We start from the raw sequence: 26,999 nt of genomic DNA on the forward strand, positions 1-26,999 counted from the left end.
CCACGGCTCCCGCCGTCGCCCTGACGGGAACGACCGGCGCCCGGGCGCCCCCGGCTCCGCGCCGGGAGGCCCGGGCGCGAGGACGCGGCGAGGGCCGCAGGCGAACGGGAGACGAGCATGAGCGACCGGCCGCAGGCGGTGCGCACGGGCACCCGCCCGGACGGCGCAGCGGGAGCGGACAGGACGCCCGGCGCGGACCCGGCGTCCGCGGGCGGCCCGGCTGCCGGCGCCTCCGCGGCCGGCACCCCGGCGGCCGGTGGCCCGCCCACCGGCGCCTCGGCCGCGAGCGGGGGCACCGCGCCCGTCGCCACCACCGCCCCGCCCAGCGGCGGCGTGCCGCTCGGCAAGCCCGCCACCGGGCAGGCCCCGGCACAGGCGGTGGCACCGGCTCCGGCGCAGGCGCCGGCCAGCGCGCCGCAGGGCGGGTCCTCCGGCACCACCCAGACGATCACCCCGGCGGCCGCCGCCGCGGCCCGCCCGCCGGCGGCCGCCCCCGGCCAGCAGCAGGCCGGCAGCGGCAAGGCACCCAAGCGCGGGCCCCGCGGGCCGCGCCGCGCCCGCCTGCAGCTGCGGCACATCGACACCTGGTCGGCGCTGAAGATCTCGCTGGTCCTGTCGATCGCGATGTTCTTCATCTGGATGGTCGCCGTCGGGATCCTCTACGGCGTCCTCTCCGGGGTCGGCGTCTTCGACACCCTCAACGACCTCTTCGGCCAGCTGGGCACCGCCTCGGGCGGCGAGGGCGGCGGGGACGTCATCACGCCGGGGGTCGTCTTCGGCGGCGCGGCGGTCATCGGTGCGATCAACATCGTGCTGATGACGGCGCTGTGCACGGTCGCGGCGTTCATCTACAACCTCTGCGCCGACCTCGTCGGCGGCCTGGAGGTCACCCTCGCCGAGCGCGAGTGAGCCCCCGCCGGCCCCGCGGCCGGTGAGCGCACGTCAGGCGCCCTCTCCGCACTCGGGAGGGGGCGCCTGACGCGTCTCCGGGCCGGTGCGGCCACCCCCCTGCGGACGGCGGGACGCGGGCGGGTACGCTTTCCCAGGTCCACGGGCCTGTAGCTCAGGCGGTTAGAGCGCATCCCTGATAAGGATGAGGCCGGAGGTTCAAGTCCTCCCAGGCCCACCCGTGACCCGGTGCCCCGGCCTCGGCCGGCGCCGGAGCGAGCACCACCGCACCACGGACCACGGCACCACGGACCACGGCGCGAGGGTCGTCGTCCGCGGCGCCGTCCACCCCGGGAGGTACCGCGTGTTCAAGAAGCTGGCCCTGGCCGCAGCCGCGGCGGGCGCCCTGGCGGCCCTGCGCCGGCGCTCCGGCGGAGCCGCGGCCAAGGGCGAGGCCGACCTGTGGCACGAGGCCACCAGCGGTCCGCAGGCCGTCAGCCGCCCCACCACCGGCTGACCCCGGCGCCCCGGCTCGGGGCGCCGCCGGGGACGTAGCTCAATTGGCAGAGCACCGCCTTTGCAAGGCGGGGGTTAGGGGTTCGATTCCCCTCGTCTCCACCCTCCCCGCCGGCCGGGTCAGGCTGGCAGCGGCGTCGCCCGCCCCGCACGGGCCCGCAGCCAGCCGACCAGCTCCGCGGGCGGCAGCGGCCGGCTGAGGTGGTAGCCCTGCACCTGGTCGCAGCCGAGGTCGGCCAGCGCGTCCACGGTGGCCTGGTCCTCCGCCCCCTCGGCGACCAGCTGCAGCCCCAGTGCGTGGGACAGCTGCAGCGTCGAGGTGACGATCGCCTGGTTGCGGGGGCTGTCGACCATCGTGCCGACGAACGCCCGGTCCAGCTTCAGCTCGGTGACCGGCAGCTCGGCGAGGTAGGCGAGGCTGGAGTAGCCGGTGCCGTAGTCGTCGATGGCGATGCCCACCCCGGCGTCCCGGAGCCGCCGCAGCACGCCCACCGCGCGCTCGCGGTCCTCCATGAGCAGGCTCTCGGTGACCTCCAGGACCAGCGCCGACGCCGGCAGACCGTGCACCCGCAGCCGTGAGGCGACCTCGTCGGGGAACCGCTCGTCGACCAGGTTCGAGGGGCTGACGTTGACGGCGACGTCCAGCGGGTGGCCGTCGTCGGCCCACGCCCGCGCCTGGGACAGCGCCAGGTCCAGCACCGCGACGGTCAGCTCGCCCATCAGTCCGGAGGACTCGGCGACGTCGATGAAGGCGTCGGGGTAGAGCAGCCCGCGCGTCGGGTGCTGCCAGCGCACCAGCGCCTCCACGCCGGCCACCGCGTCCCCGCCCAGGTGCAGCTTGGGCTGGTAGTGCAGCACCAGCTCACCCCGGCCGAACGCGGCCCGCAGCTGCTCGGCCAGCTCGAGGCGGTGCCGACCCTGGCCGTCGCGCGCCTCGTCGAAGACCGCGATCCCGGCCCGGTGCCGCTTGGCGGTGTACATCGCGAGGTCGGCCATCTGCAGCAGCTCCTCGGCGGAGCGGGCCTGCCCGGGGCCGACGGCGATGCCCAGGCTGGCGTCGACGGTCAGCTCCATGGAGCCGGAGCTGAACGGCTCCTGCAGCCGGGCCCGCAGCCGCCCGGCGAGGGCGAGGGCACCGTCGGCGTCGACGTCCCGGGCGACGACGACGAACTCGTCGCCGCCGAGCCGCGCCAGCACGTCGGTCGCCCGCAGGTCCGCGGCCAGCCGCGGGCCCACCTGGCGCAGCAGCGCGTCGCCGGCGGCGTGCCCGAGCGAGTCGTTGATCTCCTTGAACCGGTCGAGGTCCACCAGCAGCACGGCCACCTCCGCGCCGGCGGCCAGCTCGTCGTCCAGGTGCGCGAGCGCCTCGTAGACGCCGCGCCGGTTGACCAGCCCGGTGAGCTCGTCGGTGCGCGCCTGGCGGCGGCTGTCGGCCAGCGCGGCCACGTCGCGCACGGTCAGGGCGGTGCGCGCCAGCGCGGCCAGCACCGCGCCGAGGGCCAGCCACCCGGCCAGCGGCTCGCCGCCCGCGAGGTAGCCGTGCAGCAGCAGCGCCAGCGCGCCGAGCGCGCACGCCCCGGGCAGCAGCAGCGCCACCGTGCCGTCGGGGCGCCGCGCGGGCTCCGGGACGGCCCGCCGGCCGGCCGCGGCACCGAAGCAGGCGAAGGCGAGCGCCCAGCCAAGGTCCACCGGGCCGCCGTCGACGTAGGTGTCCGCGGCGAGCTGGAAGGCGTAGACGGTGTCGACGACGGCGAACAGGCCGACGCCGCCGCACAGCCACCACCAGGCGCTGCCCGCCCCGCGGCCGGTGACCGCGATGCCGCCGGCGACGAGGGTCAGCAGCGCCAGGTCGGCCACCGGGTAGGCCAGGCCGACCAGCACCACGGCGACGTCGCCGTCGGCGTGGCGGACGGCGGCACCCAGCGCGACCGCCGCGCCCAGTGCGGCCACGGTGAGGCCGACGACGAGCCCGTCGAGCCAGGTGCTGGCGGTCAGCCGGGACAGCCGCTCGCGCAGCATCCACAGCAGCGCGGTGTAGGCGCACGGGTAGAACAGCACCCAGCCGAGGTCCTGCCACGCCGGGTAGGGGACGACCTCCAGCTGCTGGTAGTGCAGCAGGTAGGCGAGGTTGCCCGCCTCGAAGGCGGTCATGCCGAGCCCGAAGGCGGTCCAGGCGCGGCGGTCGGTGGCCGAGCCGAGGGCCCGGCAGAACACGACGCCGATGACGGCGACCAGGAACACGTGCTGGCACCAGCCGTCGAGCACCGTGGAGATGCCCGTGGCGGAGCGCACGCCCGGCAGCAGGGACACCAGGTAGGGCGCGCCGGCGACGGCGGCGACCACCTGCAGCGCGCGGCGCAGGGCCGCGAGGGGGACCCCGGACGGGGTCGCGGGGGTGGTCTCGGAGTGGTGCACGGGACCTGCATCGGCGTCCCCGCCCGGCTCGTGCAGCCGTCCCCGCCCGGCACCACCCCTCCGGGGGGCAACCGGCGGTGGCGGCTGCGCCGTCGTCCCGCGGGACCGTCCGCCGGGAGGGTGGGAGAGTGGGCGCCGTGACTGAAGCGACCCCCGCACGCCGTGCCGTGCTGCACACCAACCACGGCGACATCACCGTCGACCTGTTCCCCGACCACGCGCCCAAGACGGTGGCCAACTTCGCCGACCTGGCCGAGGGACGCCGCGAGTGGACGCACCCGCGCACCCGCGCGAAGACCACCGACCGCCTCTACGACGGCACCGTCTTCCACCGGATCATCGACGGCTTCATGATCCAGGGCGGCGACCCGCTCGGGCAGGGCATCGGCGGCCCCGGCTACCAGTTCGGCGACGAGATCCACCCCGAGCTGGCCTTCACCCGGCCCTACCTGCTCGCGATGGCCAACGCCGGCCCCGGCACCAACGGCTCGCAGTTCTTCATCACCGTCGCCGCCACCCCGTGGCTGACCGGCAAGCACACGATCTTCGGCGAGGTCGCCGACCAGGCCGGCCGCGAGGTCGTCGACCGGCTCAGCAAGGTGGCCACCGCCCGCGGCGACCGGCCGGTGGAGGACGTCGTCCTGCAGTCGGTCGAGGTGCAGCGCAGCTGACCGCCTCGCCGTCCGACGGGGGCACCGGCGACGTCCCGGCGCCGGTGCCCCCGCCGGCCACCTGCTACCGCCACCCGGACCGGCCGACCGGCATCCGCTGCACGCGCTGCGACCGGCCGATCTGCCCCGAGTGCATGGTCCCGGCCTCGGTCGGCTTCCAGTGCCCCGACGACGTCCGCGCGGGCCACGCCGGCGTGCGCGCGGCCCGGCCGGTCCCCCGCTGGACCGCCGCCCGCCGCCGCTTCGGCCCGGTCACCGCCGGCCTGGTGGCGGTCAACGTCGCGGTCTTCGTCGTCACGGCCGTCTCGGCGGTCTCGGTGGGCAACCCGCCGCTGGACAACTGGCGCTCGCCGGTGTTCGCCGAGTTCTCCCAGATCCCGGTGCAGGTCGTCCTCGGCGAGGACTGGCGGCTGCTCACGGGGGCGTTCCTGCACATCGGGATCACCCACCTGCTGCTCAACATGCTCAGCCTGCTGGTGTTCGGCCCCGAGCTCGAGCGCCGTCTCGGGTGGGCGCGCTACCTCGCGGTCTACCTGGTCTCCGCCCTGGGCGGCGCGGTGGCCATCCAGCTGTTCGGCGAGCCGGGCCGGGCCGTGGCCGGTGCCTCCGCGGCCCTGTACGGGCTCCTGGGCGCCCTGGGGGTGCTCATGCTGGCCGCCCGGCAGGACCTGCGCGGGCTGCTCACCCTGCTGGCCATCAACGTCGTCATCAGCTTCCTGCCCGGCGTCTCCCTGCTCGGCCACCTGGGCGGGCTGGTCGCCGGCGTCCTGGCCACCGGCCTGCTGGTGCTCACCCGGCGCCGCGGCTGGGGGCAGGCGGCCGGGCTGGCGGCGCTGTCCGCCGTGCTGGTCGTCCTCGCGCTGGCCGTACCGACCCCGGTGGCCGTCCTCGGCCTGTAGCCGTCAGGGGCGCAGCCCGTCCAGCGCCCGGGCGACGGCGGCCGGGTCGGTGCCGAGGTCACGGCGACCCAGCAGCACCAGCGTGCCGTCGTCGTCGGGACCGCCGGCCGTGTCGAGCTCCAGCAGCCGGGAGCGCACCCCGAGCCGCCGCGTCGTCCGCAGCCGCACCCGCAGCACCGGCCAGGGCAGCCGGGTGCGCCCGCCGAGCGTGCGCACCTCCACGCCCGCGTCGTCGGCGGACAGCCGCGGCCGGAGGACGACGTCCCGGGCGGCCAGCGCCAGGAGCAGCGCCGCGGCCCCGCCGACCAGCACCCGGCCGACGGCGTCGAGGCCCAGGGCGGCCAGTGCGAGCAGCACCCCGCCGAGCGCCAGGGTGACCGTCTCCGCCGTCCGCGCCGTCCACTGCACGTCCCCAGCCTGCCGGATCGGCGCGGGGCTGTGTCCACAGGCCCCGGAGCCTGGGGACGGCGGGTCGTCAGCGGGAAGTGCCCAGTTCGGCCCGCGTGTCGACCCCGTACGCGCAGTCCTGCAGTAGCGGTCGGTGACCGGATCGGGCAGGCTGTCATGTCGACACATCCACAGCTGGGTACACAGCTGGGGACAAAGCACAGACCTGTAGTTACGGGGCCGTCCTCCTCGTCCCACCCGCCTCACCCGCGGCATCCGTCCAGGTCAGCGCGGTGGAGTCGAACACCCGTTCTCCACACCTGGTGGACAACCCTGGGGGCGGAGCGCCCTGTCGACCTGTGGACGCGCCGACCGCCTGTGCACAGTGACCGCCACCCCCGGGGACGGCCGCCCGGGTGGCCTGGTGTACACCCCGCGGACGCGACGTGGCCCCCGTCCCCAGGAGGGGACGAGGGCCACGTGACGCGCTGGACGGCCCCTCCGCAGGGGCCCCGCGCTCAGCGCCAGCGCATGGACATGACCAGGCCGAGCACCATCGCGCCGAAGCCGATGGCGAAGTTCCAGGCGCCCAGCGACACCATGAACGGGATCTGGTCGCCGGCCACGTAGTAGACGACGATCCACAGCAGGCCGAGCACCATGAGCGCGACCATCAGCGGCGCGTACCAGCGCGGGCTGGGCTGCACGGCGCGGGCACCGGCCTGCGGCTGCAGTACGCCCTGCGGCGGCGTGTAGACCGACTTCTTGCGCACCTTGGACTTGGGCACGGCTCTCGACTCCTGCTCCCCGGGCACCGGTCCGTCGCGACCGGCACGTGTCCCCGCCAGCCTAAGCTGCGGGGGGACGGCGACGGCCGCGCCGACGGCCCGACCTCCTCCTCCCGTGTCCCAGGAGCCCCCGTGACGCCACTCGTGCCCCGCCCGGCCACCGTGCGGCCCGGCCGGTCGGCAGACAGGTCGGCAGACAGGTCGGCATGGGGCGCCCTGGTGCCCGTGGTGGCGCTCGCTGCGGGGCTGCTGTTCGCCACGTCGGGCCAGACCGCCCAGGGCAGCGACCTGCGCGCCGGCGACGTCACCGAGCTGTCGACGCTCATCGACCAGCGCAACGAGGTCATCGCCGCCCAGGAGGACCAGCTGGCGCAGCTGGAGGAGCAGACGGAGGCGCTGACCGACCAGGCCGCCTCGCGGGACGGCGCGGTCGCCGCTGCGCAGGCCGAGGGGGACGGCGGGGCGCTCTCGGCCGGGCTGGTGGCGCTCACCGGCCGCGGGGTGGAGATCACCCTCGACGACGCCCCGCGCCGTCCCGACGGCAGCCTGCCCGCCGGAGCCCGCCCCGACGACGTGGTCATCCACCAGTCCGACGTGCAGGCGGTGGTCAACGCGGTGTGGGCGGCCGGCGCCGACGGGGTCGCCATCATGGACCAGCGGCTGATCGCGACCAGCGCGGTCCGCTGCGTCGGCAACGTGCTGCTGCTCCACGGCCGGACCTGGTCGCCGCCGTTCGTCGTCACCGCCGTCGGCGACCCCGCCGCCGTCCGCGCCCAGCTGGCGGTGTCGCCGCAGGTGGCGGTGTTCGAGCAGGCGGTGGAGGCCTACGGGCTCGGGTTCGCCGTGCGCGACCGGGCCGACGTCGTGCTGCCGGCCTACGGCGGCTCGCTCGACATGGCCTACGCGACCCCCTCGGAGGGCTGATCCCCGTCCCGGCCGCGCCGGCGTCCGGTGTACACAGGGAGCGTGAGCAGGCCGGTCCTCGTCGTCGACAACTTCGACAGCTTCGTCTACAACCTGGTCCAGTACCTCGGCCAGCTGGGCGTGGAGTGCGTCGTCCGGCGCAACGACGCCGTGACCGTCGACGAGCTCGCCGACCTCGACGTCGCGGGGGTGCTGCTCTCGCCCGGTCCCGGCACGCCCGCCGAGGCGGGGGTGACCGTGCCCATGGTGCGCGCGGCCGCGGAGGCCGGGACGCCGGTGCTGGGCGTGTGCCTGGGCCACCAGGCCATCGCCGAGGCCTTCGGCGCCGAGGTGGTGCGGGCGCCGGAGCTGCTGCACGGCAAGACCAGCCAGGTGGTGCACGACGGCACCGGTGTGCTGGCCGGCCTGCCCTCGCCGTTCACCGCCACCCGCTACCACTCGCTGGCCGTCGACCGCGCCACCGTGCCCGCCGAGCTCGAGGTCACCGGCACGACGCCGTCGGGGATCGTCATGGCGCTGCGGCACCGCGAGCTGCCGGTCGAGGGGGTGCAGTTCCACCCCGAGTCGGTGCTCACCGAGGGCGGCCACCGGATGCTGGCCACCTGGCTGGCCGCCTGCGGCCTGGCCCCCGGGGAGGACGTCGTCGAGGCCGCCGCGGCGGGTGCGCGCCGGCTGTCGGCCGCCGTCGGCTGACGGACGACGAGGGCCCCTCCCCGGTTGGGGAGGGGCCCTCGTCGCGTCCGTGACCGGTATCAGCTCGGTGGTGAGGCCGTCGTCGGTGCGGCCGGGGGACCCTGCTGCACCACCAGCAGCGTGATCGACCCGTCCGGGGCCACGGTCTGCCCCGGCTCGGGGTCGCTGCCGGCGACCGTGCCCGGCGTCAGGCCGTTCTCGGCCTCGGTGGGCTGCACGGTGACCGTCCCGGTGAAGCCGGCCTGGGCCAGCGCCTGCCGGGCGGCCTGCTCGGAGGCGCCGACGATGGCTCGCGGGACCGTGATCTCGCCCGGGCCGCTGGACACCTGCAGGGTGATCCGGTCGCCGGCCGCGGCCTGCTGACCGGCGGCCGGGTCGCTGCCGATCACGGTGCCGGCCGGCTGGTCGGACTCGACCTCGGTGACGGTCACGGTGGTGAAGCCCGCCGACTGCAGCGCCTGCTGGGCCGCGTCCGCGGTCTGGGTGGCGACGTCCGGGACGACGTCGGTGCCGTCGGAGACCGACAGCGTGACCGTCGTGTCCGGCGCGACGGCGCTGCCCTCCTCCGGGTCGACGGCGACGACGGTGCCCTCCTCGGCGAGGGAGTCGGCGTCCTCGGAGTTCACGTTGCCGGTGAACCCGGCGTCCTCGAGTGCCGTCCGCGCCCGGTCCTCGTCGAGGTCGACGACCTGGGGGACCCGGACCGTGTCGGGGGCGACGCCCACCGTCAGCGCGACCTCGGTGCCCTCCTCGACCTGCGCGCCGCTGGCCGGGTCGGTGGCGAGCACCGTGCCCACCTGCGTCTCGTCGTCGACCTGCTGCGGGGTCACCTCGTCGGCGACGGTCAGCCCGGCACCCTCGATCGCGGTGCGGGCCTGCGCCTCCGGCTGGCCGACCAGTCCGGCCGGCACGGTGACCCGGGCGGCGGCCTGCGGCTGCTCGGGGTCGTCGCCGCCGGAGTTGACCAGCAGCGCGATGCCGACGACGGCGCCGACGAGCACGAGCGCGCCGACCACCGCGGCGATGACGCGGTTGCGCTTGCGCCGGCGGGCGGTCTCGTCGTCGTCCCAGCCGTCCCCGCCACCGGGGAAGCCGGGGGTCGCCCCGAGGATGGTGGTCTTCTCGGCGTCGCCCATGACCGGCGTCGCCTCGACCCGCTGCCCGGCCAGCGCCCGGAGCAGGTCGTTGCGCATCTCCGCGGCCGACTGGTAGCGGTTGGCCGGGTTCTTGCTCAGCGACTTGAGCACGATCGCGTCGAGCTCCGGCGGCACGGCCGGGTTCACCGACGACGGCAGCCGCGGGTCCTCGCGCACGTGCTGATAGGCCACCGACACGGGCGAGTCGCCGGTGAACGGCGGCGCGCCGGTGACCAGCTCGAAGAGCAGGCAGCCGACCGAGTAGACGTCGGAGCGGGCGTCCACGGCCTCGCCGCGCGCCTGCTCGGGGGAAAGGTACTGGGCGGTGCCGATGACCGCGGCGGTGGAGGTCATCGTCGCGGCGGAGTCCGACACCGCGCGGGCGATGCCGAAGTCCATCACCTTGACGGTGCCCTCGGGCGTGATCATCACGTTCCCGGGCTTCACGTCGCGGTGCACGATGCCGTTGCGGTGGCTGAAGTCCAGCGCGGCGCAGATGTCGGCGGTCAGGCTCATCGCCCGCTCCGGCTGCAGCACGCCCTCGCGGCGCAGCACGTCGCGCAGCGTCTCGCCCTCGACGTACTCCATGACGATGTAGGGCGTCGCGCCGCTGGTGTTGCGGTCCTCGCCGGTGTCGTAGACGGCGACGATGGCCGGGTGGTTCAGCGAGGCCGCGGCCTGGGCCTCGCGGCGGAAGCGCACCTGGAAGGACGGGTCGCGGGCGAGGTCGCTGCGCAGCACCTTCACCGCGACCTCTCGGCCGAGGCGCAGGTCGCGCCCGAGGTGCACCTCCGCCATGCCGCCGCGACCGAGCACCCCGCCGATCTCGTACCGCTCGCCCAGCACCTGGGGGGTGGTCATCGGGAGTCCTCTCGGGCGGTGCGGGAGCGCGCGGGCGGGCGCGGGCGCAGGGGAGCGCCGGGGACGGGCCCCGTCCCGGCGGGCAGCGTAACCGCCGGGACGCCCGGTTCCCGGGCACCGCGGGGGAGCCGTGTCACGCCGGCCGGCCCTCGTCCGCGCCCTGGACGCCCGGGCTCTGCGGCCCGAAGGGCCCCTGACCGGCGTTCCCGTCGCCCTCGGCGGGCGCCGTCGTGGTGGGCGGCGGGGCGGAGGTGCCGGCCTGGCTGGTCGGCGTCGGGACGGTGGTGGGGGCCTGGGTGGTGGGCTGCGGCGCCGTGGTGGTCGGCTGCGGCGCGGGGGTGGTCGTGGCCGGCGCCGGCGCCGGCGTGGTGCCGCCGCCGTCGTCGCCCTGGTCGCCGTCCTCGGTCGGCTCCGGGGCGCCGCCGTCGTCCCCGGAGTCCTCCTCCTCGACCGTGTAGCCGTCGACGGCCACCGTGAGGGTGACGACGGTGCCCGCGGCCACGGTGGTGCCCGCCGGCGCGACACCGGCGACGTCGTTCGGGTCCAGGTCGCGGCCCAGGGCGGCCAGCTGCGCACCGGTGGCCTCGGTGCGGGACACCTGCAGGCCCGCGTCGGTCAGGTCGGCCTCGACGTCGTCGGCGTCCTCGCCGATGAGCTCGGCGGCCGCCGGCACCGCCACCTGGGCGGCCGCGGGGGTGGTCGCCGCGGACGTCGGCGCGCTGCTGCGGGTCGGGTCGGCGGTGCCGCCGTCGTCGCCGTCCCCGCCCCCGAGGAGGAGGAAGGCGCCGGTGAGCAGCCCGGCGAGGAGCACCAGCCCGAGCGCGATCCACAGCCCCCGCCGGTTGCCGGAGCGCCGGGCGGCGGGCTCGTCGTCCCAGCGCTGCCCGTCCTCGTCGTCGACCGGCGGGCCCTGCAGCGGCGGCATCGTGCGCGGGCCGGCGGCGTGCCGCCCGCCGGTGCGCGGGCCGGCGGCGGCCGCGGCCGCCCCGGTCGCGGCACCCGCGACGGCCCCGCCCGCGGCGGCACCGAGGACGCGGGTGCCGTCGTCGGCCACCTCGGGGATCACCTCGGTGGTGGCGGCCGCGGCCAGCCCGGTGGCGGGGGGGACCGGCGCGGGTCCCCCGGCGGCGACCGTCCGGACGGCGGCGGCGAAGTCGGCGCCGTCGGTGAACCGGTCGGCGGGGTCCTTGGCCAGCGCGCGCTCGATGAGCTGGCGCACGCGCACCGGGATCTCGGCGGGCAGCGGCGGGGGCGGGCGGTTGATGTGGGCGAGCGCGATGGCGACCTGCGAGGTGCCGTCGAAGGGCCGCCCACCGGTGAGGCACTCGTAGCCGACGACGCCGAGGGAGTACACGTCGGAGGCCGCGGTGACCTCCATCCCCTGCGCCTGCTCCGGGGAGAGGTACTGCGCGGTGCCCACGACCATGCCGGTGCGGGTGAGCGGGGTGGCGTCACGGGTGCGGGCGATGCCGAAGTCGGTCAGCTTGACCACGCCGTCGGGCCGCACGATGAGGTTGCCGGGCTTGATGTCGCGGTGCACGACGCCGGCGGCGTGCGCGGCGGAGAGCCCGTCGGCGGCCTGGCCCAGGACGTGCAGCGTCCAGTCGACCGGCAGCCGCCCCTCCTCGTGCAGGATCGTGACCAGCGGCTTGCCCTCGACCAGCTCCATGACGAGGAACGCCAGCTGGTGGCCGCGCTCGTCGTCGGTCTCGCCGTAGTCGTAGACCGAGGCGATGTTCGGGTGCGACAGCGCCGCGGTGTGCCGGGCCTCGTTGCGGAAGCGGGCCACGAAGCTCGGGTCGCCGGTGAACTCGCTGCGCAGCACCTTCGCGGCCACCACGCGGTCGAGGACCCGGTCGCGGGCGCGCCAGACCTCACCCATGCCGCCGGTGGCGATCGGCTCGGTGATCTCGTAGCGGCCCGCCAGCACCGTGCCGGTGGACAGGGCCATCAGCCCCCCTGCCCTTCGAGGTAGGCCTCGATCACCTCGCGGGCGATCGGGGCGGAGGTGTCGCCGCCGGTACCCCCGCCGTTCGCGACGAACACCGCGACGGCGATCTGCGGGTCGTCGGCCGGGGCGAAACCGATGAACCAGTTGTGGTCGGGCACGTCCTCGGCGACCTGCGCGGTGCCCGTCTTGCCGGCGACCGTGACGCCGGCGATCCGCGCGGCGCGGCCGCTGCCGTTGGCCACGACGCTCTCCATCATCTCCTGCAGCTGGTCGGCGACCTCCGGGCCGACCGGCTCGGAGAGCTCCTCCGGGTCGGCCCGGTCGATGACCGTCAGGTCGGGCGCGCGCACCTGGTCGACCAGGTAGGGCGTCATGAGCGTCCCGTCGTTGCCGACGGCCGCGGCGACCATCGCCGCCTGCAGCGGGGTCATCCGGACGTCGCGCTGGCCGATCGAGCTCTGGCCCAGCGCCGCCTCGCTCTCGATGTCGCCGACGCTGCTCCCGGCAGTCTCCAGCGGGATGGTGCGCGACTCGCCGGTCATCCCGAACGCCTCGGCCATGTCCCGCACCGCGTCCTCGCCGAGGTCGATGCCCAGCTGGGCGAAGGCGGTGTTGCAGGAGATGGTCAGCGCGTCGATGAGCGACTGCTCCTGGCTGCTGCTGCACGAGGAGTTGCCGAAGTTGCGCAGCTGCGTCGAGGTGCCGGGCAGGGTGAGGGTGTCCGGCGCGGGGATCACCGTGTCGGGGGTGTACTCGCCGCTGGCCAGGGCCGCCGCCGAGACGATGACCTTGAAGACCGAGCCCGGCGGGTAGTTGTCCTGGATCGCCCGGTTCAGCCGCGGGTCGGCGTCCATCGCGTCGAGCTCGGCGGCGTAGTCGCGGATGGCGCCCGGATCGTGGCTGGACAGCTGCGCCGGGTCGTAGCTGGGCGTGCTGGCCATGCCGAGCACCGCGCCGGTGGCCGGGTCGAGCGCGACCACGGCGCCGGTGACGCCGTCGAGCTGCGCCATCGCGGTCTCCTGGACGGCGGGGTCCAGGGTCAGGACGACGTCGCCGCCGGCGGGGTCGCGGCCGGTGAAGAGGTCGGCGAGCCGGCGCAGCGCCAGCCGGTCGTCGGAGCCGGCGAGCACCTCGTTCTCCGCCTGCTCGAGCTGCCAGCCGCCGTAGACCAGCGAGTAGTAGCCGGTGACCGGGGCGTACACCGGGCCCTGCGGGTACTCGCGCAGGTACTGCAGGGTGTCGTCGGTGGGCGTCGACAGCGCCACCTCGGTGCCGTCGACGACGATCGAGCCGCGCTCCCGCGAGTACTCCTCGGTGAGCACGCGGGTGTTGCCGGAGTCCCCGCGCAGCTCGTCGGAGCGCACCACCTGGATGTAGTTGACGTTGACGATGAGCAGCGTGAACAGCACGAGCACGCTGATGGCCACCCGGCGCAGGGGGGCGTTCACGGCGTCACCACCTCGGTGGGCGCCTCGCCGATGGCCGGCTTGGGGGGCGCCGGCGGGGCGGCCGGCCGGCGCGCGGCGTCGCTGATCCGGACCAGGATCGCCACCAGCCCGAAGTTGGCCACCAGCGACGAGCCGCCGTAGGCGACGAACGGCGTGGTCAGCCCGGTCAGCGGCAGCAGGCCGGTGACCCCGCCGAGGACGACGAACAGCTGCCAGGCGACGGCGAAGGCCAGCCCCCCGGCCAGCAGCTTGCCGAACGCGTCGCGCACGACCAGCGAGGTGCGCAGGCCGCGCTCGACGAGGATCAGGTAGACCACGATGAGCGCGACCAGGCCGAAGAGGCCCAGCTCCTCGCCGAGCGCGGCAGCGATGAAGTCGCTCTTGGCCACCGGCACCTGGTCGGGGCGCCCACCGCCGAGCCCGGCGCCGAACAGCCCGCCGGTGCCCAGGCCGAACAGCGACTGGACGAGCTGGTAGCCGCCCTCGTCGCGGTAGGCGAAGGGGTCCAGCCAGGTGTCCACGCGCACCCGCACGTGTCCGAACAGCTGGTAGGCGAGGAACGCCCCGGCGGCGAACAGGCCCAGGCCGATGAGCAGCCAGCTCGACCGCTCGGTGGCGATGTAGAGCATCACGACGAAGATGCCGAACAGCAGCAGCGAGCTGCCCAGGTCGCGCTCGAAGACCAGCACGAGGATGGACAGCGCCCAGGCCACGAGCACCGGGCCCAGGTCGCGGGCCCGCGGGATCTCCAGGCCCATCACCCGGCGGCTGGCCAGCGCCAGGACGTCGCGCTTGTCGACCAGGTAGGACGCGAAGAAGACGATCAGGCAGATCTTGGCGAACTCGCCCGGCTGGATGCTGAAGCCGGCGACGCGGATCCAGATCTTGGCGCCGTACACCTCCGAGACGGAGGCGGGCAGCACGGCCGGCAGCGCCAGCAGCACCAGCCCGACCAGGGCGAGGGTGTAGGCGAAGCGGGCCAGCAGCCGGTGGTCGCGCAGGACGACCAGCACGGCGACGAACAGACCCGCGCCCACGGTCGCCCACAGCAGCTGCACCGGGGCGTCCCCGCCGGAGGCGGCGTCGGCCTGCTCGTCGGCCAGGTCGAGCCGGTGGATCATGGTCAGCCCGAGGCCGCACAGCAGCGCCACCGCGGGCAGCAGCAGCGGGTCGGCGTAGGGGGCGAGCTTGCGGACGACGAGGTGCAGCCCCGCCCAGATGGCGGCGAACCAGGCGCCGAAGGTGGCCAGCTCCGCGCGCAGCGACCCGGTGACGGTGAGGTCGACGATGCACTGCGCGGCGAGGGTGATCAGGACGGCGAAGCCCAGCAGCGCCAGTTCGGTGTTGCGGCGGGTGGGGGTCGCCGCGCCGGGCGCGCCCGCGCGCGGGTCGGTGGAGGGGCCGGCGGTCACTCGGCCTCCCGGCAGTCCACTCCCGGCTCGGGCGTCGTCGCCGGAGCGGACGAGGTCGTCGTGGGGGAGGGCGTGGGGGTGGTCGTGGGGACGGGCACGGCGTCGGTGCCGGGCGCGGCGCCGGTGCCGGGCGCGGCCTCGGGCAGCGGCAGGGGCTCGGAGGTGGGAGCGGCCGAGGTGGGGGTGGCCGAGGTGGGCGTGGCCGGGCAGACCGGCAGCGCCATGGTCCGCAGCTCGTCGACGATCCGCTGGGCGTCGTCGGCGGTGTCGGCCTCGATGCCCCGGCGCACGCTGTTCTGGTCGTAGGAGCTCAGGTCGGCCAGCGCGATGTCGGTGACGTCGTCGACCCGGAACAGGTCCAGCCCGAGCAGGTCGGTGTTGAACCCGCGGAAGACGGCCACCCGGTCGCCGCCGGCCGCCTCGACACCGACGAACCAGTGGGTCAGCACCCACAGCCAGGTGGCGATCCCGCCGATCACCAGGACCAGCACCGTCCCCACGACGAGGAACAGCCGCCGCCGAGGGCGGCGGCGGTCGGGGGGTGCGGCGGCCGTGGGTCCTGTCGAGGGTGGGGGTGGCTCGGGCGGCGGGTCGGCCAGCGCGGCCCGCCCGGCGGCCGAGCGGGGGTCCACCGCCCGCTGCCCGCGGTTGTCCCCGGCGGCGCCGTCGACGACCGGTTCCATGCTGGTGCCCGTGCCGGTGTCCTCGACGACGTCGGCCACGATCACGGTGATGTTGTCCGGGCCGCCGCTGCGCAGCGCCAGCTCGACGAGCCGGTCGGCGGTCGACTGCGGGTCGGGGTCCTTGAGCGCCTCGGCGAGCGTCTCCTCGCTGACCACGCCGGAGAGGCCGTCGGAGCACAGCAGGTAGCGGTCGCCGGCGCGGGCCTCGCGCATGGACAGGTCGGGGTCGACGTCCTGGCCGTTGAGCGCCCGCAGCAGCAGCGAGCGCTGCGGGTGGTGGTTGGCCTCCTCGGGCGTGATCCGGCCGTCGTCGATGAGCGTCTGCACGAACGTGTCGTCGTGGGTGATCTGGGTGAAGACGCCGTCGCGCAGCAGGTAGGCGCGGGAGTCGCCGACGTGGCAGAGCGCCAGCCGGCCGCCGGCGAACAGGACGGCGGTGAGCGTGGTGCCCATGCCCTCGAGCTGCGGCGACTCGCGGATCACCTCGCGCAGGTGCTCGCTGCCGTCGAACACCGCCTCGCGCAGCGCCTGGAGCATGTCGCCGCTGGGGGCGTCCTCGTCGAGGTGCTCCAGCGCGGCGATGACGACCTTGCTGGCGACGTCGCCGGCGGCGTGCCCGCCCATGCCGTCGGCCACGGCCAGCAGCCGGGGCCCGGCGTAGACCGAGTCCTGGTTGTTGCCGCGGACGAGGCCGCGGTCGGAACGGGCGGCGTAGCGCAGCGCGAGACTCATCGGACCCTGCTCACGTCTGCTCTGCCGCTCCCCGTGGTCGCCTGCATGGTTCCCGTCAACGCAGCTCCAGGGCGGTCTGGCCGATGCGGATCGGCTGGCCCGGGGCCACGAGCAGCGGGCCCTGCACCCGCTGCTGGTCGAGGTAGGTGCCGTTGGTGGAACCGAGGTCCTCGACGTACCACTGTCCCCCACGGTTGGTCAGGCGCGCGTGTCGGGAGCTGGCGAAGTCGTCGGTGAGGACGAGCGTGGAGTCGTCGGCACGGCCGATGAGGATCGGCTGCTCGCCGAGGGTGATCTTGGTGCCGGACAGCGGCCCCGCGGTCACCACCAGGGTGCGGGGCCCGCGTCCGCGCTTCCGGCCCGGGACGGCCGCGCGCGGCGGCACCGAGGCCACCCGCCCGGCGCGGCCGCCGAAGAGGTCGGCGCGCACCACCCGGAACGCCGCGAAGATGAACAGCCACAGCAGCAGCAGGAACCCGAAGCGGAAGACCTGCAGGACGATCTCGGCGGTCACGGCCGGCTCCCCCTCACGCGCCGTCCTGCCGGTACACCAGCACGGAGTGGCCGATGCGGATGACGTCGCCGTCGGCGAGCGCCTGCCGGGTGATCTTGCGGCCGTTGACCAGGGTGCCGTTGGTGGAGCCGAGGTCCTCGGCGTAGGCGGTGCCGTTGTCCAGGACGACGTCCACGTGCTTGCGGCTGACGCCGGTGTCGGGCAGCCGGATGTCGGCCTCGGTGCCCCGGCCGATGACGTTGCGGCCGGTGGTCAGCTCGTGCCGGGTGCCCGGCCCGTCGACGACGAGCACGTGCGTGACGCCGGGCTTGCTGCCGGCGCGCCCCACGACCGACGGGTGCTGCTTGCCGGTGTCGGTGGGGATCCGGCCGCGCAGCGGCGGCAGCGGGGGGACCCCGCCCGCCCCGGTCGCCGGCGGCGCGGGGGGCGGGGCGAGCGGCGGCGCGGCGTCGCCCCGGGTGCCCGGCCGCGCGGGGTCGGCCACGTGCGAGCTGACCTCGAAGACGCCGGTGGGCAGCTCGTCGTCGCGCTCGAGGCGGACCTGCACCTCGCCGAAGACCTGCCAGCCCTCGTCGTCGATGTGCTCGGAGACCATGTCGGCGAGCTGGGCGGCCAGCTGCTCGGACCACTCGGCGAGGTTGTCGTAGTCGGTGCGGCCCAGGCGCACGTCGTAGACGTTGGGCGCCAGCACCCGGCCCTCGCCCAGCACCGAGCGCTGCTCGTCGGCCTCCCGCTGAAGCGCCTTGGCGATCTCGGCGGGGTGGACCTTGCCCTTGAAGATGCGGGCGAAGGCGAAGCCGACCATGCCCTCGAGTCGTCGCTCGAAGCGCTGCAGCACGCCCACAGTCGCTCCTCCACGCTCGCCCGGCCGATGGTCCTCCGGGTGATCGTAGCCGGGTGACGGGTGCCCGACCGGCCAGCAACGCCCGACGTCCCGAGCCGCGCCGGGGCCGCCTGCCCACCCCTCCACGGTCCCGTGCCGGCGGGCTGCTACTGTCCTTCCTCGCCAGGGCAAGTGGCGGAATGGCAGACGCGCACGGTTCAGGTCCGTGTGTCCGAGAGGACGTGGGGGTTCAACTCCCCCCTTGCCCACCAGATCCTGGGGAATCCCCCAGGATCCCCAGGCGGCTGAGGCCGCTCGCCGCACCGCGGCGGCATACCCCGACTGCCACCAGTCCGGAGATGCCGCGGCTGCGCACGCATCTCCTCCGAAGCAGCCCGCCGCAAAGGTGACTGCGCCCGCCGGACAGTCCGGGACCTGTGCGCTCATGCCGCACGGACTGGACACCCGCCACCGCACCGCCGCCCGCGTCGCCGGGATCAAGGCGCCCTACCCCGGCGTCGACACCCTGGCTCCTTCCGGGCCGGCCGCCGGCCGCGCCGCCGAGGTCGATGCCTCCGAGGGGCGGCTGGCCCCCGTCGTCCACCTGGCCGACCGCGCCGCGCGCCCGGCGCGGGACGGCGCGACTCGGGAGCCGCAGGCCGCCCGCATCGACGCCCAGAACCGGATCAACCTCGGCAAGGCGCTGTCCGCGCTCGGCTGGACGCCGGACACCTTCCTCGTCGCCGCCCGCGAGAACGGGCACATCGTCGTCCGCGCCGCCGCCGACAGCCCCCTGCTCACCCCGGTGCCCGTCGACGCCCAGCGGCGCCTCACCCTGCCGCCGGCCGTCCTGGGCGCCCTCGACGTCCGCCCCGGCGACCAGGTCCTCGCCGGGGTCGTCGTGGACACCGCTGAGTTGCACCTGTTCGCCGCGGCCGACGCGCTCCAGCAGCTGATCGGCGCGCTGCCCGGTAGTGGGCCGCCCGAGGCGGCCGCGGAGCCGGCACCGGCGCGGCCCGCTGCTGGCGGCAGCCGCATCAGGGGCCGCTGGCAGGCGGTGGACCGTGGCACGCAGCGCCCGGCCGACAGCTGTTGACCCGTTGGTGCGGGCTTCGCTGGCGTCGCTGCTCTTCAGTGCGCAGCACCGATCGACATGCACGCAACACCACGCCCGCGTGCGCGCCAACGCCGCTGTCCCACCCCGATCGCATGATCACGGGCATGGTCACCGACCCGCCGCAGGACAGCGCACACACGACCGGCCCCGACGTGCCGCCGGGGCCCTGGCGTTGGATCCGGCTGGACCCCGGCAGGGTCTACGACCGCCGCACTCCCGCGCAGGACGCCGCCCTCGGCCTTGACGCCGGCCTGCGGCAGCCGGCCGGTGAACGCGGCTGGGGGCTCATCGACGCCGGCGGGGACGCCGTCCTCAGCGTGGACGGCGGGTGGGGCTCACCCGAGCTGGCCGGCGGTGCGGCGTTCAGTCCCGACCATCCGGTTGCGCAGCTGCTCGCCCGCGCCTCGGAGATCCCCACACTGGACGCGGCGCTCGCCGAGGCCCGGACACTCCTCACCGACCGGGAGGAGCTGCGGGCGCTCGTTCGCCGGCAGGCCGCCGAGGTGGCGCTGCTGGAGGCTCAGCAGGACGAGTCCGGCGTCCGCTTCCGCCACCTCGAGGACACCAACGAGGCACTGGTGGCGCAGCTCGCCGCCGCGCACGCCCGCATCGAGCAGCTCACTGCAGCCCGCGCCGAGGCGGTCAAGTGGGCCCAGCTGCTCGCCGACACCTTCGGCCTACCGGCCCGAACCGGCCTGGGGCCGCCGCCGGCCTGGCTGCTCGCCGCGCCGGAGCAGCCGTGACCGCCCCGCGGCCGTCACCGGCCGGGCGGCTGCGCGCGGTGATCGAGCAGTTGGCCGACGCGACCGGCGCCGACCGAGGCGACCTGCTCGCCGTGGGCCTGAGCGCGCTGGCCAAGCTGCAGCAGCAGCTGGCCGAGACGCAGGCGTCGCTGCGCATCGCCGACAAGGTCGTCGTCCGGCACCGGGCGCTGCTGCAGGTGGCCACCGAAGAGGTCGAGACCGCGCGGCGGTGGGCTCGCAGCTTGTGGGATGACGGCCCGGCGTCGGAGGGGCCGATCATCTACGGGCCACCGGAGGTGGCGCCTGCGTGGTTGACCGCCGACGGCCCGCGGCACACCGCGCGCCGCCCGCGGCGACCGTTGGTGGACCTCGATCCCGCGGACACCGCGCGGGCGCTGCGGATGGCCGCCCTGGAGCGGGTGCTCGCTGACCTGCAGGAGGAGTGGGGCCCGCTCACCGACGAGGAGCTCACCGCGGCGGTACAGGATGTGCGGGTCCGCGGCCAGCAGCCCTGACGTTAGGGAGTCGGGACGTGGGCCGCCGGCACCACCAGGCGCCGGGCCGTTCAGCTGAGCAGCGACCCGCCCGGCGATGCGTCACCGAGCTCCACCGGGTGCTGCGGCACGCGGGCCGGGACGTGGTCAGTCATCGGCGTCGGTGGCGGTCGGGATCCCGGCCAGTGCGAGGACCTGCTGGGCGACGCTGCCGGGGCGACAGCGGACGCGGGCGCTCACCCCGACCTGCCCTGCGTGCTGCAGGCCGGCCCGGAGGGTGCTGATCGCGGTGCTGGCGAGGACCGTGACGTCGTCGAGGTCGACGACGAGGTCCGGCGCGCCAGGTGTCGTGCTCAGGGCCAGGTGCGACTGGAGCTCCTCGAGCATCGCCGCGTCGATGGGTCCCCGCACCCGCAGCACGTTGCGGTCGCCGTGCCCCTCGAGGTAGACGTCGGCAAGGCCGGGCGGAGTCGCCGGGGGCCGCGGGACGCTGTTCCGGGACGGTTTCCACGGGCGGTGGTGGACGGTGACCTCGGTGCCGTGCTCGTGGTCGATCGACACGGCGGCCGACAGCTGGCGGACGAGCGCCAGCCCGATGCCGGGGTCCCGGACTGACCCAGCCGGAGGACGCCACGGGCCCCGGTCACTGATGGTGAGCGTGAGGTCGCCGCTCGGGGCGAGGTCGGCGCACACCGTCACCGGGCCACCCGCGCCGCCGTAGGGGTGCTCGACGGTGTTCTCGACGAGCTCGGTGAGGATCTGGTCGAGCTCGGCCAGGGCGTGCTCGTCGACCTGGCCCGGCCGGAACCAGGCGCGCAGCGATGCCCGGACCTCGGCGACGTCGCCCGGCCCGACGACGCGCTCGAGGCGGAACGGCGCCGGCGCCGGCACGCGCTGCAGAGCGAGGAGGGTGACGTCGTCGCTCGCGCCGGTCTCCCGGGTGAGGCGCTCGAGCACCTGCACGGTCGCGCGGTCGACCGCCGCCGGGAGGCTGAAGGCGGGCAGCAGCTCGTCGGCGACGGCCGCGGTGGCGATCCGGAGGAGCTCGACGACTCCGCGGGTGGCCGGCACGCCGGGGCGTTCGACGATCCCGTCGCTGTAGAGCAGGAGCACGCCGTCGTCCAGCCGCGCGGTGAGGGTGCGTCGGTCCCCGGCCTCGCCGAGGGGTCCCTGCCCGCTGGGCGCCAGGTAGGCGCTGCCGCCGGTACCGCCGGCGAGCAGCGGCGGCGGGTGGCCGGCACTGCAGTAGCGGAGCTCGCCGCTGGGCAGGTCGAGGGTGAGGACGCAGACGGTGCTGCCGGCGCCGCCGGGCACGACCTGGGTGAAGCGGTCGAGGGCGGCGACGACCTCGGCGACCCCGGCGCCGGCGTGCAGGCGCTCGAGGGCGACCGCCCGCAGCTGAGCCATCACCGCCGAGGCGTCCACGCCGTGGCCGACGACGTCGCCGACCACGGCGGCGATGGTCCGGTCGTCGAGCGGGAGGACGTCGAACCAGTCCCCGCCGGCCGCCTGCTCGGCGCCGCCGATGCTGTAACTGGCGGCGACGTCGAGGGCCGGCAGCACCGGCAGCCACGCCGGCAGCAGCGCGCGCTGCACCTCGTCGATGACGTCGGTGGCCCGCCGGTAGCGCCGGCCCAGCTCGGCCGCCGCCGCGGCGTCGGCCTCCTCACGACGGACCGCGGCGGTGATGTCGCGTCCGACGCCGAGGACCCCGACGATCTCGCCGTGCCGGTCCCGGAACGGGCCGACCTCGAAGTCGAGGACGATCTCCTCCTGGTGCCCGTCCGGCGTCACCACGGCCAGGCGGATCCGGTCGAGCATCGCCCGCTCGCCGGCGTAGGCGCGGTCGAAGATCTCGATGACCCCCTGCCCCGCGATGCCGACGAGGAAGTCGGCGGCGCGCATGCCGACCGGGTCGAAGCCGCCCAGGACCCGGAGGAACTCGGCGTTGAGGGCCACGACCCGGTGCTCGGGGCCCTCGTAGACGATGGCGTACCAGGGCAGCTGGTGCAGCGCGGCCGACCGGACACGGTCGCTGCCGACGCCTGCCTCGATGGGGAGCTCAGACTCCTGCACGCCACCCCCTGCGCACGACCACGCCGCCGCGACCGACGACGGGGCGCAGCCGTCGGCGCGCACGAGGGACCGGGGCCCGGGTCGATGCAGACCAGCGACATGCTGGGTGCACGGGTTGCCGGCGCCGCGGCCTGGCCTCCGTGGCCGCCGTGACGACGCGTCCCCCAGGCGCGAAGCTCACCAGCAGAATGTGCCCGCAGGGCCGAGAGCTCGCAAGACACGCCCGAGCGCCACCGATGCGTCCGTCAGGAGCCGGAGCGGTCGGACCCGGGCGGGGTCCGGCAGGCCGGCTCCGAGCAGTGACGGAGGCACGGATGGCCGGGCGACTGCGCGGTCGCGGCGGGCCGGCCGGCGCTCACCGCAAACGCAGGCCGGCCCTACGCTGCGGGGGCGCGAAGACACAGCGCGCGGACATCCCACCTTGCGAGGAGGGCGCCGTGGTCGATCCACCGGTGCAGGTGGACTCCACCGTCATCGCGGCCGCGCTCGATCGCCTCCGTGGTGCGGCCCTGGTGCCGGAGGAGCAGCTGTCGGAGGCGGTGACCGAGCTCGGCGTCGCCTACGAGGAGCTGCGCGTCGCCGAGGAGGAGCTGCGCACCCACCAGGAGACGATCGCGGAACTACTCGCCGGCGACCAGCGGCGCCGAGAACACCAGCTGGCCGACATGCTGCCGGTGGCGCTGCTGCAGACCGACACCGAGGGGCAGATCCTGCACGGCAACCCGGCCGCGGCACAGATGCTCGGCCTGCCCGCCGCCCGGCTGGCCCGCCGGGTGCTGCCGGCGTGGGTGGATCTGGCCGACCGCGGCCCGCTGCGCCGGGCACTGTCGGCGCTGGCCACCGGCGAACGCGGCGAGATCCAGGTGGACGTCACCCTTCGCGGCCGGGACGGGCCGGTCCGGCCCGTGCGGCTCTTCGGCTGGGTCGACGCTGCCTCGACGGGGCCGGTCGTGGTGCGCTGGTTGGGCATCGAAGCGCCCGAGGGCAGCAGTACGACCGCGCCGCCCTCCGGCGCCGCGGTCGCGGCCACGGAGCCCGTGGCCGGTGAAGCCGGCGCCACGGGCATGGCGATGGCGCAGGCGTTCGCCGAGCTGGTCCTCCTGCCGCTGGAGTCCGGCGACGATCACCGGCTGCTGCAGCGGATCGCCACCGTCATCCGCGGAGCGGTGCCCGGCGCCACCGCGCTGAGCATCAACGTCGGCCCCCCGGTCGAGCCGCAGCTGCTGGCCAGCGACGACACCGTCGCGCAGGTCTTCGACGGTCGTCAGCTGGCCGCCGGGCAGGGCCCCTGCCAGGACGCCTACGAGCAGCGGGCCGTCGTCGTCACTGCCGACGTCACCACCGACGTGCGCTGGCCGCGGCTGCGCCGGCTGCTGACCGACGACAGCGTGCGCAGTGTGCTCGCCGTGCCGGCGCAGCTGCCCGACGACCGCTGGGTGGTGCTCAACGTCTACAGCGACCGGCCGGCGGTGTTCACCGGCGACAGCGTCCGCCTCGGTGAGATGGTCGCCGCAGCGGTTGCCGCGATCCTGCGCGAGGTCGCCGAGCGAGCCGCGCTCGGACAGCTGGCCGCCAACTTGGAGCGGGCGTTGATGTCGCGGGCGGTGATCGACCAGGCCAAAGGAGTGATCATCGCCCGCACAGGCGTCTCTGCCGAGGATGCGTTCGCGCGGCTGTCCCGGCTCAGCCAGGCACTCAACGTCAAGCTCCGCGACCTGGCCCCGATGGTGGTCGCCGGCCATCCAGACGTGCTGACCATCCTCGACCACATCTGAGCGAGCCGCTGCTAGCCGGCGTCGCGTCGGCCCCTGACTCCCGCCCAGGTGCAGCCCTCCGACGGCGGAGTGGCCTTCACGGCCGCACAGCCAGAACTCACCACAGCAGTGCCGCCCTCGGCGCCGCCGCATTCCGGACATCGGGCGGCGCGAGGTGCCCCTCGCCGACACGGCAGGCGATTGCCGACCCTCGTGGGGCCCGCACGGTCCGGCTCGTCAGCAACCGAGCCCGGCGCCCTGCCGGTCCTCATCGAGGAGAACTACCCATGTCCGACCCGCTGCCCGCGACCGCCCCCATCGTCGACCCGATCGCGCAGCTCGCCTCCGCTACGGAGGTGGTCCGCCGCGCCATCGAGGCCGGCCTGCTCAACCCCCAAGCCCTGGGGCTCGCCGCCGGCGTGACCGCCGAGGCGCTGGAGGTCACCGTCGCCCCCACGGCCGGCCCCCGGCCCGGGATGGTGCCCGGCACCCGCATCACGATGCGGGAGCTGGCCGAGAAGACCCTGGAGGGGCTCACCGAGAGCACCCGGGGCACCTACGAGGGCTACATCGACTTCCTCGTCAACGGCTGGAAGGGCGAGGGCCCCGACGGCACGGTCGTGTGGCGGGGCCTGGGCGACCTGTGGGCCGACGAGGTCCTCCCGTCCCAGCTGGAGGAGGCTCTGCGCGCGATCGAGGCGCGCGCGATGGCGGCCGCCGCTGTGAAGGCGGCCAACCGCCGGGCCGCCGGCCGCTTCGTGCACAACTCGACCGCCAGCGGCGCGAAGTACAACGCCGTCGGCGCGTGGCGGCGGGTGTTCAAGACCGCGGTCAAGGACCGCCACCTGGCCCGCGCCTTCGACCCCTCCCAGGAGATCGACAAGCCCAAGCGGATCGACGGCACCCGGCTGGCGCTGGAGCAGGTGCAGATGGACGAGCTGTGGGCGGTGTGCACCGCCACCGGCGACGACCCCGTGCTCGACGAGATGATCGTCGAGACCATCCTCGTCGCCGGCGCCCGCAAGGAGGGCATCCTCAACCTCACGCTCGGCGGGCTGGACCACGCCGAGTGCACGGTCCGGCTGGACGAGAAGAACGGCAAGGTCGTCCACCAGCCGGTGCCGGACTGGTTCGTCGCGAAGCTGCACGCCTTCGCCGTCAACCGCGGGGCGACCGCGCCCGACGACGCCGTCTTCCGGCGGCGCCCGTCCGGCGGCCGGCCGGGCAAGAAGATCGGCAGCCGCCGGTTCGACTACCTGTTCCAGGACCGGGTGCAGGCGCGGCTGGAGTGGGCCGACAAGGAGAAGGTCACCGCGCACACGCTGCGGCACCACGCCATCTCCGTCGTCGAGCGGACCTACGGCCGCAGCGTCGCCATCGCCTTCGCCCGGCACGAGCCCGAGGATGTCAACGGCCGCTACACCGTCGCCCGGCCGCGCGAGGTCGCCACGGCGGTGGTCGCCATCCACGGCGGCGACCACCCGTGGCTGCACCGCGAGCCGCGGCCGCGCACCGACTGACGCGCACGGCGTCACACCCCGCAGGGGCCCATCACCAGGTGGGCCCCTGCGGCGTTCCTGCCCCACGACGCTTCTGGTCGGCAACAGACGGCGGCTGGCTGACCAGCGAACCGCTTCGCTGCTTCCCCCGACCGGACCTGTGTGGGCCGGGGGCCGGCACGTCGTACCGCCCGGGCGATCCGGCGCGTCCACGCCCGGCGATTGACTGCACGCCGGTGTCCCGGACCGTCCGCCTCGTTCCCGCCCGCCGGCACCGGCCGGCACCGACACGAACGAGGTCCCCATGACCAACCACAGCCCCCTCCCGCGCGTCGACGCCCAGGAGCACGGCATCCCCGTCACGAACTCCCGCCACTGGGCGCTGGCGCCCGACCAGCTCGACGAGCTGATGACCGTCGTCGCGGGGACGGGCGAAGACCCCGAGCTCGACGAGCACATCGTGGAGACGATCCTCATCGCCGGCGCGCGCCCGCAGGACATCCTCGACCTCACCCTCGGCGGCATCCACGAGGCCCAGTGCACGATCCAGCTCGGCCCGGACAGGTTCGGCAGGGTCGTCCGCCAGCCGGTGCCGGACTGGTTCGTGGCGAACCTGCGCGAGTTCGCGGCGGCGCGGGGCGCCAGCCACCCCGACGACAAGGTGTTCCGCCACCGGCCCGACAGCCGGAGGGGCAACACCCCGATCACCCGGCGGCGCCTCGACTGCCTCTTCGACCGCGTCCGGCTGCGGCTCCCGTGGGCGGACGAGGAGAAGGTCACCAGCCACACCCTGCGCCTGACCGCGATCGCGGCGGTGGAGCGCCGGAGCGGCCGGGCGGTCGCGACTCGCTTCGCCCGCCTCCACCCCGGCCACAGCGGGGGTGCCACGTCGCGGTACGGCCTGCGGACGTCGCCGCGGCCGTCGTCGCCCTCCACGGGGGCGACCACCCGTGGCTGCACCGACCGCCGCGGTGCGGCAGCTGACGTCGACGGCGTCGCAGCCCGCAGGGGCCCACCATCAGGTGGGCCCCTGCTGCGTTCTGGCCCGGGACTCGTCGCTGTCGACGCTGCCGCTGTCCGGCGACCGCCGGAGCCCCGTCGGCCCTGGCGGCCACCCGGGGAGGGGGAAGGACCTGGGCGACCGACCGTCACTGCTGTGCCGGAGCAAGCACCGCGGTGACGATCGTCTCGGTGTCGTCGACACCAAGCCCGGGAGTGGTCCGCCAGAGCTCGAGCGCCACCCGCCGGGCGGGGCGCTCCAGGCGGGAGAGCAGGAGCGCTCGTTCCGCCTGGCGGGATCGTCGCCGCGCGAGGGCCTCGTGCACCGAGGTCGCTTTGCTGTCCTGGCGCAGGGCGGCCGCGACCAGCGCGTAGACCGTGGCGATGCCGGTCCAGTCGGCGGGCAGGCCGTGGACGGCGTGGGCCCGGGTGCATCCGCCGCCGGCGGCGTCGAGCGCGCCGGGGAACGGCGCGGGCAGCGCGAGGGCCGCCTGCCAGAGCGTTGCGGGACGGCCGCAGGTGTGGCAGCGCGGTCGTAGGTCATCGCATCGGCCGACGTAGGCCACGGCGCCGTCC

24 protein-coding genes and 3 tRNA genes are annotated in these 26,999 nt (G+C 75.5%); 15 read left to right on the forward strand and 12 right to left on the reverse strand.

What is annotated here, in order from left to right; all coding sequences use genetic code 11:
• Nucleotides 1-117: 117 nt before the first annotated feature.
• The 4 genes from BLQ97_RS20115 to BLQ97_RS20130 all read left to right on the forward strand — a co-directional run bounded on the left by BLQ97_RS20115 (nucleotide 118) and on the right by BLQ97_RS20130 (nucleotide 1,506).
• Complete coding sequence (locus BLQ97_RS20115; RefSeq protein ID WP_091368190.1) at nucleotides 118-909, forward strand: DUF3566 domain-containing protein; 792 nt, start codon at nucleotides 118-120, stop codon at nucleotides 907-909.
• Between the two features lie 143 nt (nucleotides 910-1,052).
• Nucleotides 1,053-1,126, forward strand: a tRNA-Ile gene (locus BLQ97_RS20120).
• A 126-nt stretch (nucleotides 1,127-1,252) separates the two neighbouring features.
• Nucleotides 1,253-1,405: a DLW-39 family protein gene (locus tag BLQ97_RS23490; RefSeq protein WP_175471837.1), complete on the forward strand. Its 153-nt coding sequence runs from the start codon at nucleotides 1,253-1,255 to the stop codon at nucleotides 1,403-1,405.
• Nucleotides 1,406-1,433: 28 nt separating this feature from the next.
• Nucleotides 1,434-1,506, forward strand: a tRNA-Ala gene (locus BLQ97_RS20130).
• A gap of 18 nt (nucleotides 1,507-1,524) precedes the next feature.
• Here the strand turns inward: BLQ97_RS20130 and BLQ97_RS20135 are convergent.
• A complete protein-coding gene (locus BLQ97_RS20135) occupies nucleotides 1,525-3,819 on the reverse strand; it encodes a putative bifunctional diguanylate cyclase/phosphodiesterase (protein WP_091368193.1) in 2,295 nt (764 codons plus the stop codon).
• Nucleotides 3,820-3,956: 137 nt separating this feature from the next.
• Here BLQ97_RS20135 and BLQ97_RS20140 point away from each other — a divergent pair, with 137 nt between their 5' ends.
• Nucleotides 3,957-4,490, forward strand: a complete 534-nt coding sequence (locus tag BLQ97_RS20140) for a peptidylprolyl isomerase (RefSeq protein WP_091368626.1) — start codon at nucleotides 3,957-3,959, stop codon at nucleotides 4,488-4,490.
• A 134-nt stretch (nucleotides 4,491-4,624) separates the two neighbouring features.
• Nucleotides 4,625-5,389, forward strand: coding sequence for a rhomboid family intramembrane serine protease (locus tag BLQ97_RS20145; RefSeq protein ID WP_091368629.1), 765 nt, complete (start codon nucleotides 4,625-4,627; stop codon nucleotides 5,387-5,389).
• Nucleotides 5,390-5,392: 3 nt separating this feature from the next.
• On the opposite strand, the gene BLQ97_RS20150 is transcribed toward BLQ97_RS20145, so the two are convergent.
• Both BLQ97_RS20150 and crgA read right to left on the reverse strand, forming a co-directional pair.
• Nucleotides 5,393-5,797: a PH domain-containing protein gene (locus BLQ97_RS20150; RefSeq protein WP_175471838.1), complete on the reverse strand. Its 405-nt coding sequence runs from the start codon at nucleotides 5,795-5,797 to the stop codon at nucleotides 5,393-5,395.
• Nucleotides 5,798-6,294: 497 nt separating this feature from the next.
• The gene (gene crgA / locus BLQ97_RS20155) at nucleotides 6,295-6,564 is read right to left on the reverse strand and encodes a cell division protein CrgA (RefSeq protein ID WP_091368197.1); all 270 of its coding nucleotides are present in this window, start codon (nucleotides 6,562-6,564) and stop codon (nucleotides 6,295-6,297) included.
• Nucleotides 6,565-6,792: 228 nt separating this feature from the next.
• Here crgA and BLQ97_RS20160 point away from each other — a divergent pair, with 228 nt between their 5' ends.
• Nucleotides 6,793-7,488, forward strand: a complete 696-nt coding sequence (locus BLQ97_RS20160) for a DUF881 domain-containing protein (protein WP_245692529.1) — start codon at nucleotides 6,793-6,795, stop codon at nucleotides 7,486-7,488.
• A gap of 42 nt (nucleotides 7,489-7,530) precedes the next feature.
• Nucleotides 7,531-8,181, forward strand: a complete 651-nt coding sequence (locus tag BLQ97_RS20165) for an aminodeoxychorismate/anthranilate synthase component II (RefSeq protein ID WP_091368198.1) — start codon at nucleotides 7,531-7,533, stop codon at nucleotides 8,179-8,181.
• 59 nt (nucleotides 8,182-8,240) lie between these two features.
• Here BLQ97_RS20165 and pknB read toward each other — a convergent pair whose 3' ends face one another.
• The 7 genes from pknB to BLQ97_RS20200 all read right to left on the reverse strand — a co-directional run bounded on the left by pknB (nucleotide 8,241) and on the right by BLQ97_RS20200 (nucleotide 17,762).
• Nucleotides 8,241-10,178 (reverse strand): Stk1 family PASTA domain-containing Ser/Thr kinase, encoded by a 1,938-nt coding sequence (gene pknB, locus BLQ97_RS20170; protein WP_091368200.1) that lies wholly within the window; start codon nucleotides 10,176-10,178, stop codon nucleotides 8,241-8,243.
• A 133-nt stretch (nucleotides 10,179-10,311) separates the two neighbouring features.
• Complete coding sequence (locus tag BLQ97_RS20175) at nucleotides 10,312-12,129, reverse strand: serine/threonine-protein kinase (protein ID WP_091368202.1); 1,818 nt, start codon at nucleotides 12,127-12,129, stop codon at nucleotides 10,312-10,314.
• Nucleotides 12,129-13,577, reverse strand: a complete 1,449-nt coding sequence (locus BLQ97_RS20180; RefSeq protein WP_091368204.1) for a peptidoglycan D,D-transpeptidase FtsI family protein — start codon at nucleotides 13,575-13,577, stop codon at nucleotides 12,129-12,131. The genes BLQ97_RS20175 and BLQ97_RS20180 overlap by 1 nt, the downstream gene beginning before the upstream one ends.
• Nucleotides 13,574-14,989: an FtsW/RodA/SpoVE family cell cycle protein gene (locus BLQ97_RS20185; protein WP_091368206.1), complete on the reverse strand. Its 1,416-nt coding sequence runs from the start codon at nucleotides 14,987-14,989 to the stop codon at nucleotides 13,574-13,576. Before BLQ97_RS20185 ends, BLQ97_RS20180 begins: the two co-directional genes overlap by 4 nt.
• A complete protein-coding gene (locus tag BLQ97_RS20190; protein ID WP_091368207.1) occupies nucleotides 14,986-16,404 on the reverse strand; it encodes a PP2C family protein-serine/threonine phosphatase in 1,419 nt (472 codons plus the stop codon). The genes BLQ97_RS20185 and BLQ97_RS20190 overlap by 4 nt, the downstream gene beginning before the upstream one ends.
• A 55-nt stretch (nucleotides 16,405-16,459) precedes the next feature.
• Nucleotides 16,460-16,918 carry an FHA domain-containing protein FhaB/FipA gene (locus BLQ97_RS20195; protein WP_091368209.1) on the reverse strand — a complete coding sequence of 153 codons (459 nt, stop codon included), beginning with the start codon at nucleotides 16,916-16,918 and terminating at the stop codon, nucleotides 16,460-16,462.
• Between the two features lie 13 nt (nucleotides 16,919-16,931).
• Nucleotides 16,932-17,762, reverse strand: coding sequence for an FHA domain-containing protein (locus BLQ97_RS20200; RefSeq protein WP_091368210.1), 831 nt, complete (start codon nucleotides 17,760-17,762; stop codon nucleotides 16,932-16,934).
• A gap of 165 nt (nucleotides 17,763-17,927) precedes the next feature.
• On the opposite strand from BLQ97_RS20200, the gene BLQ97_RS20205 reads away from it, so the two are divergent.
• From BLQ97_RS20205 to BLQ97_RS20220, 4 genes are all read left to right on the forward strand, one after another.
• A tRNA-Leu gene (locus BLQ97_RS20205) sits at nucleotides 17,928-18,013 on the forward strand.
• A gap of 173 nt (nucleotides 18,014-18,186) precedes the next feature.
• Nucleotides 18,187-18,837: a hypothetical protein gene (locus BLQ97_RS20210; RefSeq protein ID WP_091368212.1), complete on the forward strand. Its 651-nt coding sequence runs from the start codon at nucleotides 18,187-18,189 to the stop codon at nucleotides 18,835-18,837.
• A gap of 125 nt (nucleotides 18,838-18,962) precedes the next feature.
• A complete protein-coding gene (locus tag BLQ97_RS20215; protein ID WP_139173766.1) occupies nucleotides 18,963-19,601 on the forward strand; it encodes a hypothetical protein in 639 nt (212 codons plus the stop codon).
• Entirely contained in the window at nucleotides 19,598-20,116 is a 519-nt protein-coding gene (locus BLQ97_RS20220) for a hypothetical protein (RefSeq protein ID WP_091368216.1), read from the forward strand. The genes BLQ97_RS20215 and BLQ97_RS20220 overlap by 4 nt, the downstream gene beginning before the upstream one ends.
• 126 nt (nucleotides 20,117-20,242) lie before the next feature.
• Here the strand turns inward: BLQ97_RS20220 and BLQ97_RS20225 are convergent, their stop codons facing one another.
• Nucleotides 20,243-22,171, reverse strand: coding sequence for a SpoIIE family protein phosphatase (locus BLQ97_RS20225; protein WP_139173767.1), 1,929 nt, complete (start codon nucleotides 22,169-22,171; stop codon nucleotides 20,243-20,245).
• Between the two features lie 437 nt (nucleotides 22,172-22,608).
• Between BLQ97_RS20225 and BLQ97_RS20230 the strand changes: the two genes are divergently transcribed.
• From BLQ97_RS20230 to BLQ97_RS20240, 3 genes are all read left to right on the forward strand, one after another.
• Nucleotides 22,609-23,946: an ANTAR domain-containing protein gene (locus BLQ97_RS20230; protein WP_175471840.1), complete on the forward strand. Its 1,338-nt coding sequence runs from the start codon at nucleotides 22,609-22,611 to the stop codon at nucleotides 23,944-23,946.
• 266 nt (nucleotides 23,947-24,212) lie between these two features.
• On the forward strand, nucleotides 24,213-25,445 hold the full coding sequence (locus tag BLQ97_RS20235) for a site-specific integrase (RefSeq protein ID WP_091368221.1): 1,233 nt from the start codon (nucleotides 24,213-24,215) through the stop codon (nucleotides 25,443-25,445).
• A gap of 283 nt (nucleotides 25,446-25,728) precedes the next feature.
• On the forward strand, nucleotides 25,729-26,604 hold the full coding sequence (locus tag BLQ97_RS20240) for a site-specific integrase (protein ID WP_091368223.1): 876 nt from the start codon (nucleotides 25,729-25,731) through the stop codon (nucleotides 26,602-26,604).
• Here BLQ97_RS20240 and BLQ97_RS20245 read toward each other — a convergent pair.
• Nucleotides 26,573-26,989: a hypothetical protein gene (locus BLQ97_RS20245; protein ID WP_091368225.1), complete on the reverse strand. Its 417-nt coding sequence runs from the start codon at nucleotides 26,987-26,989 to the stop codon at nucleotides 26,573-26,575. The genes BLQ97_RS20240 and BLQ97_RS20245 overlap by 32 nt on opposite strands.
• Nucleotides 26,990-26,999: the final 10 nt, after the last annotated feature.

It is taken from the genome of Geodermatophilus telluris (assembly GCF_900102745.1).
Taxonomy (GTDB): domain Bacteria; phylum Actinomycetota; class Actinomycetes; order Mycobacteriales; family Geodermatophilaceae; genus Geodermatophilus; species Geodermatophilus telluris.

What these genes read in the sequence shown, in the direction of transcription:
- BLQ97_RS20175 (WP_091368202.1), bottom strand. Translation starts at nt 12,129, where the DNA reads ATGGCCCTGTCCACCGGCACGGTGCTGGCGGGCCGCTACGAGATCACC.
- BLQ97_RS20215 (WP_139173766.1), top strand. Translation starts at nt 18,963, where the DNA reads ATGGTCACCGACCCGCCGCAGGACAGCGCACACACGACCGGCCCCGAC.
- BLQ97_RS20115 (WP_091368190.1), top strand. Translation starts at nt 118, where the DNA reads ATGAGCGACCGGCCGCAGGCGGTGCGCACGGGCACCCGCCCGGACGGC.
- pknB (WP_091368200.1), bottom strand. Translation starts at nt 10,178, where the DNA reads ATGACCACCCCCCAGGTGCTGGGCGAGCGGTACGAGATCGGCGGGGTG.
- BLQ97_RS20235 (WP_091368221.1), top strand. Translation starts at nt 24,213, where the DNA reads ATGTCCGACCCGCTGCCCGCGACCGCCCCCATCGTCGACCCGATCGCG.
- BLQ97_RS20210 (WP_091368212.1), top strand. Translation starts at nt 18,187, where the DNA reads ATGCCGCACGGACTGGACACCCGCCACCGCACCGCCGCCCGCGTCGCC.
- BLQ97_RS20145 (WP_091368629.1), top strand. Translation starts at nt 4,625, where the DNA reads ATGGTCCCGGCCTCGGTCGGCTTCCAGTGCCCCGACGACGTCCGCGCG.
- BLQ97_RS20240 (WP_091368223.1), top strand. Translation starts at nt 25,729, where the DNA reads ATGACCAACCACAGCCCCCTCCCGCGCGTCGACGCCCAGGAGCACGGC.
- BLQ97_RS20190 (WP_091368207.1), bottom strand. Translation starts at nt 16,404, where the DNA reads ATGAGTCTCGCGCTGCGCTACGCCGCCCGTTCCGACCGCGGCCTCGTC.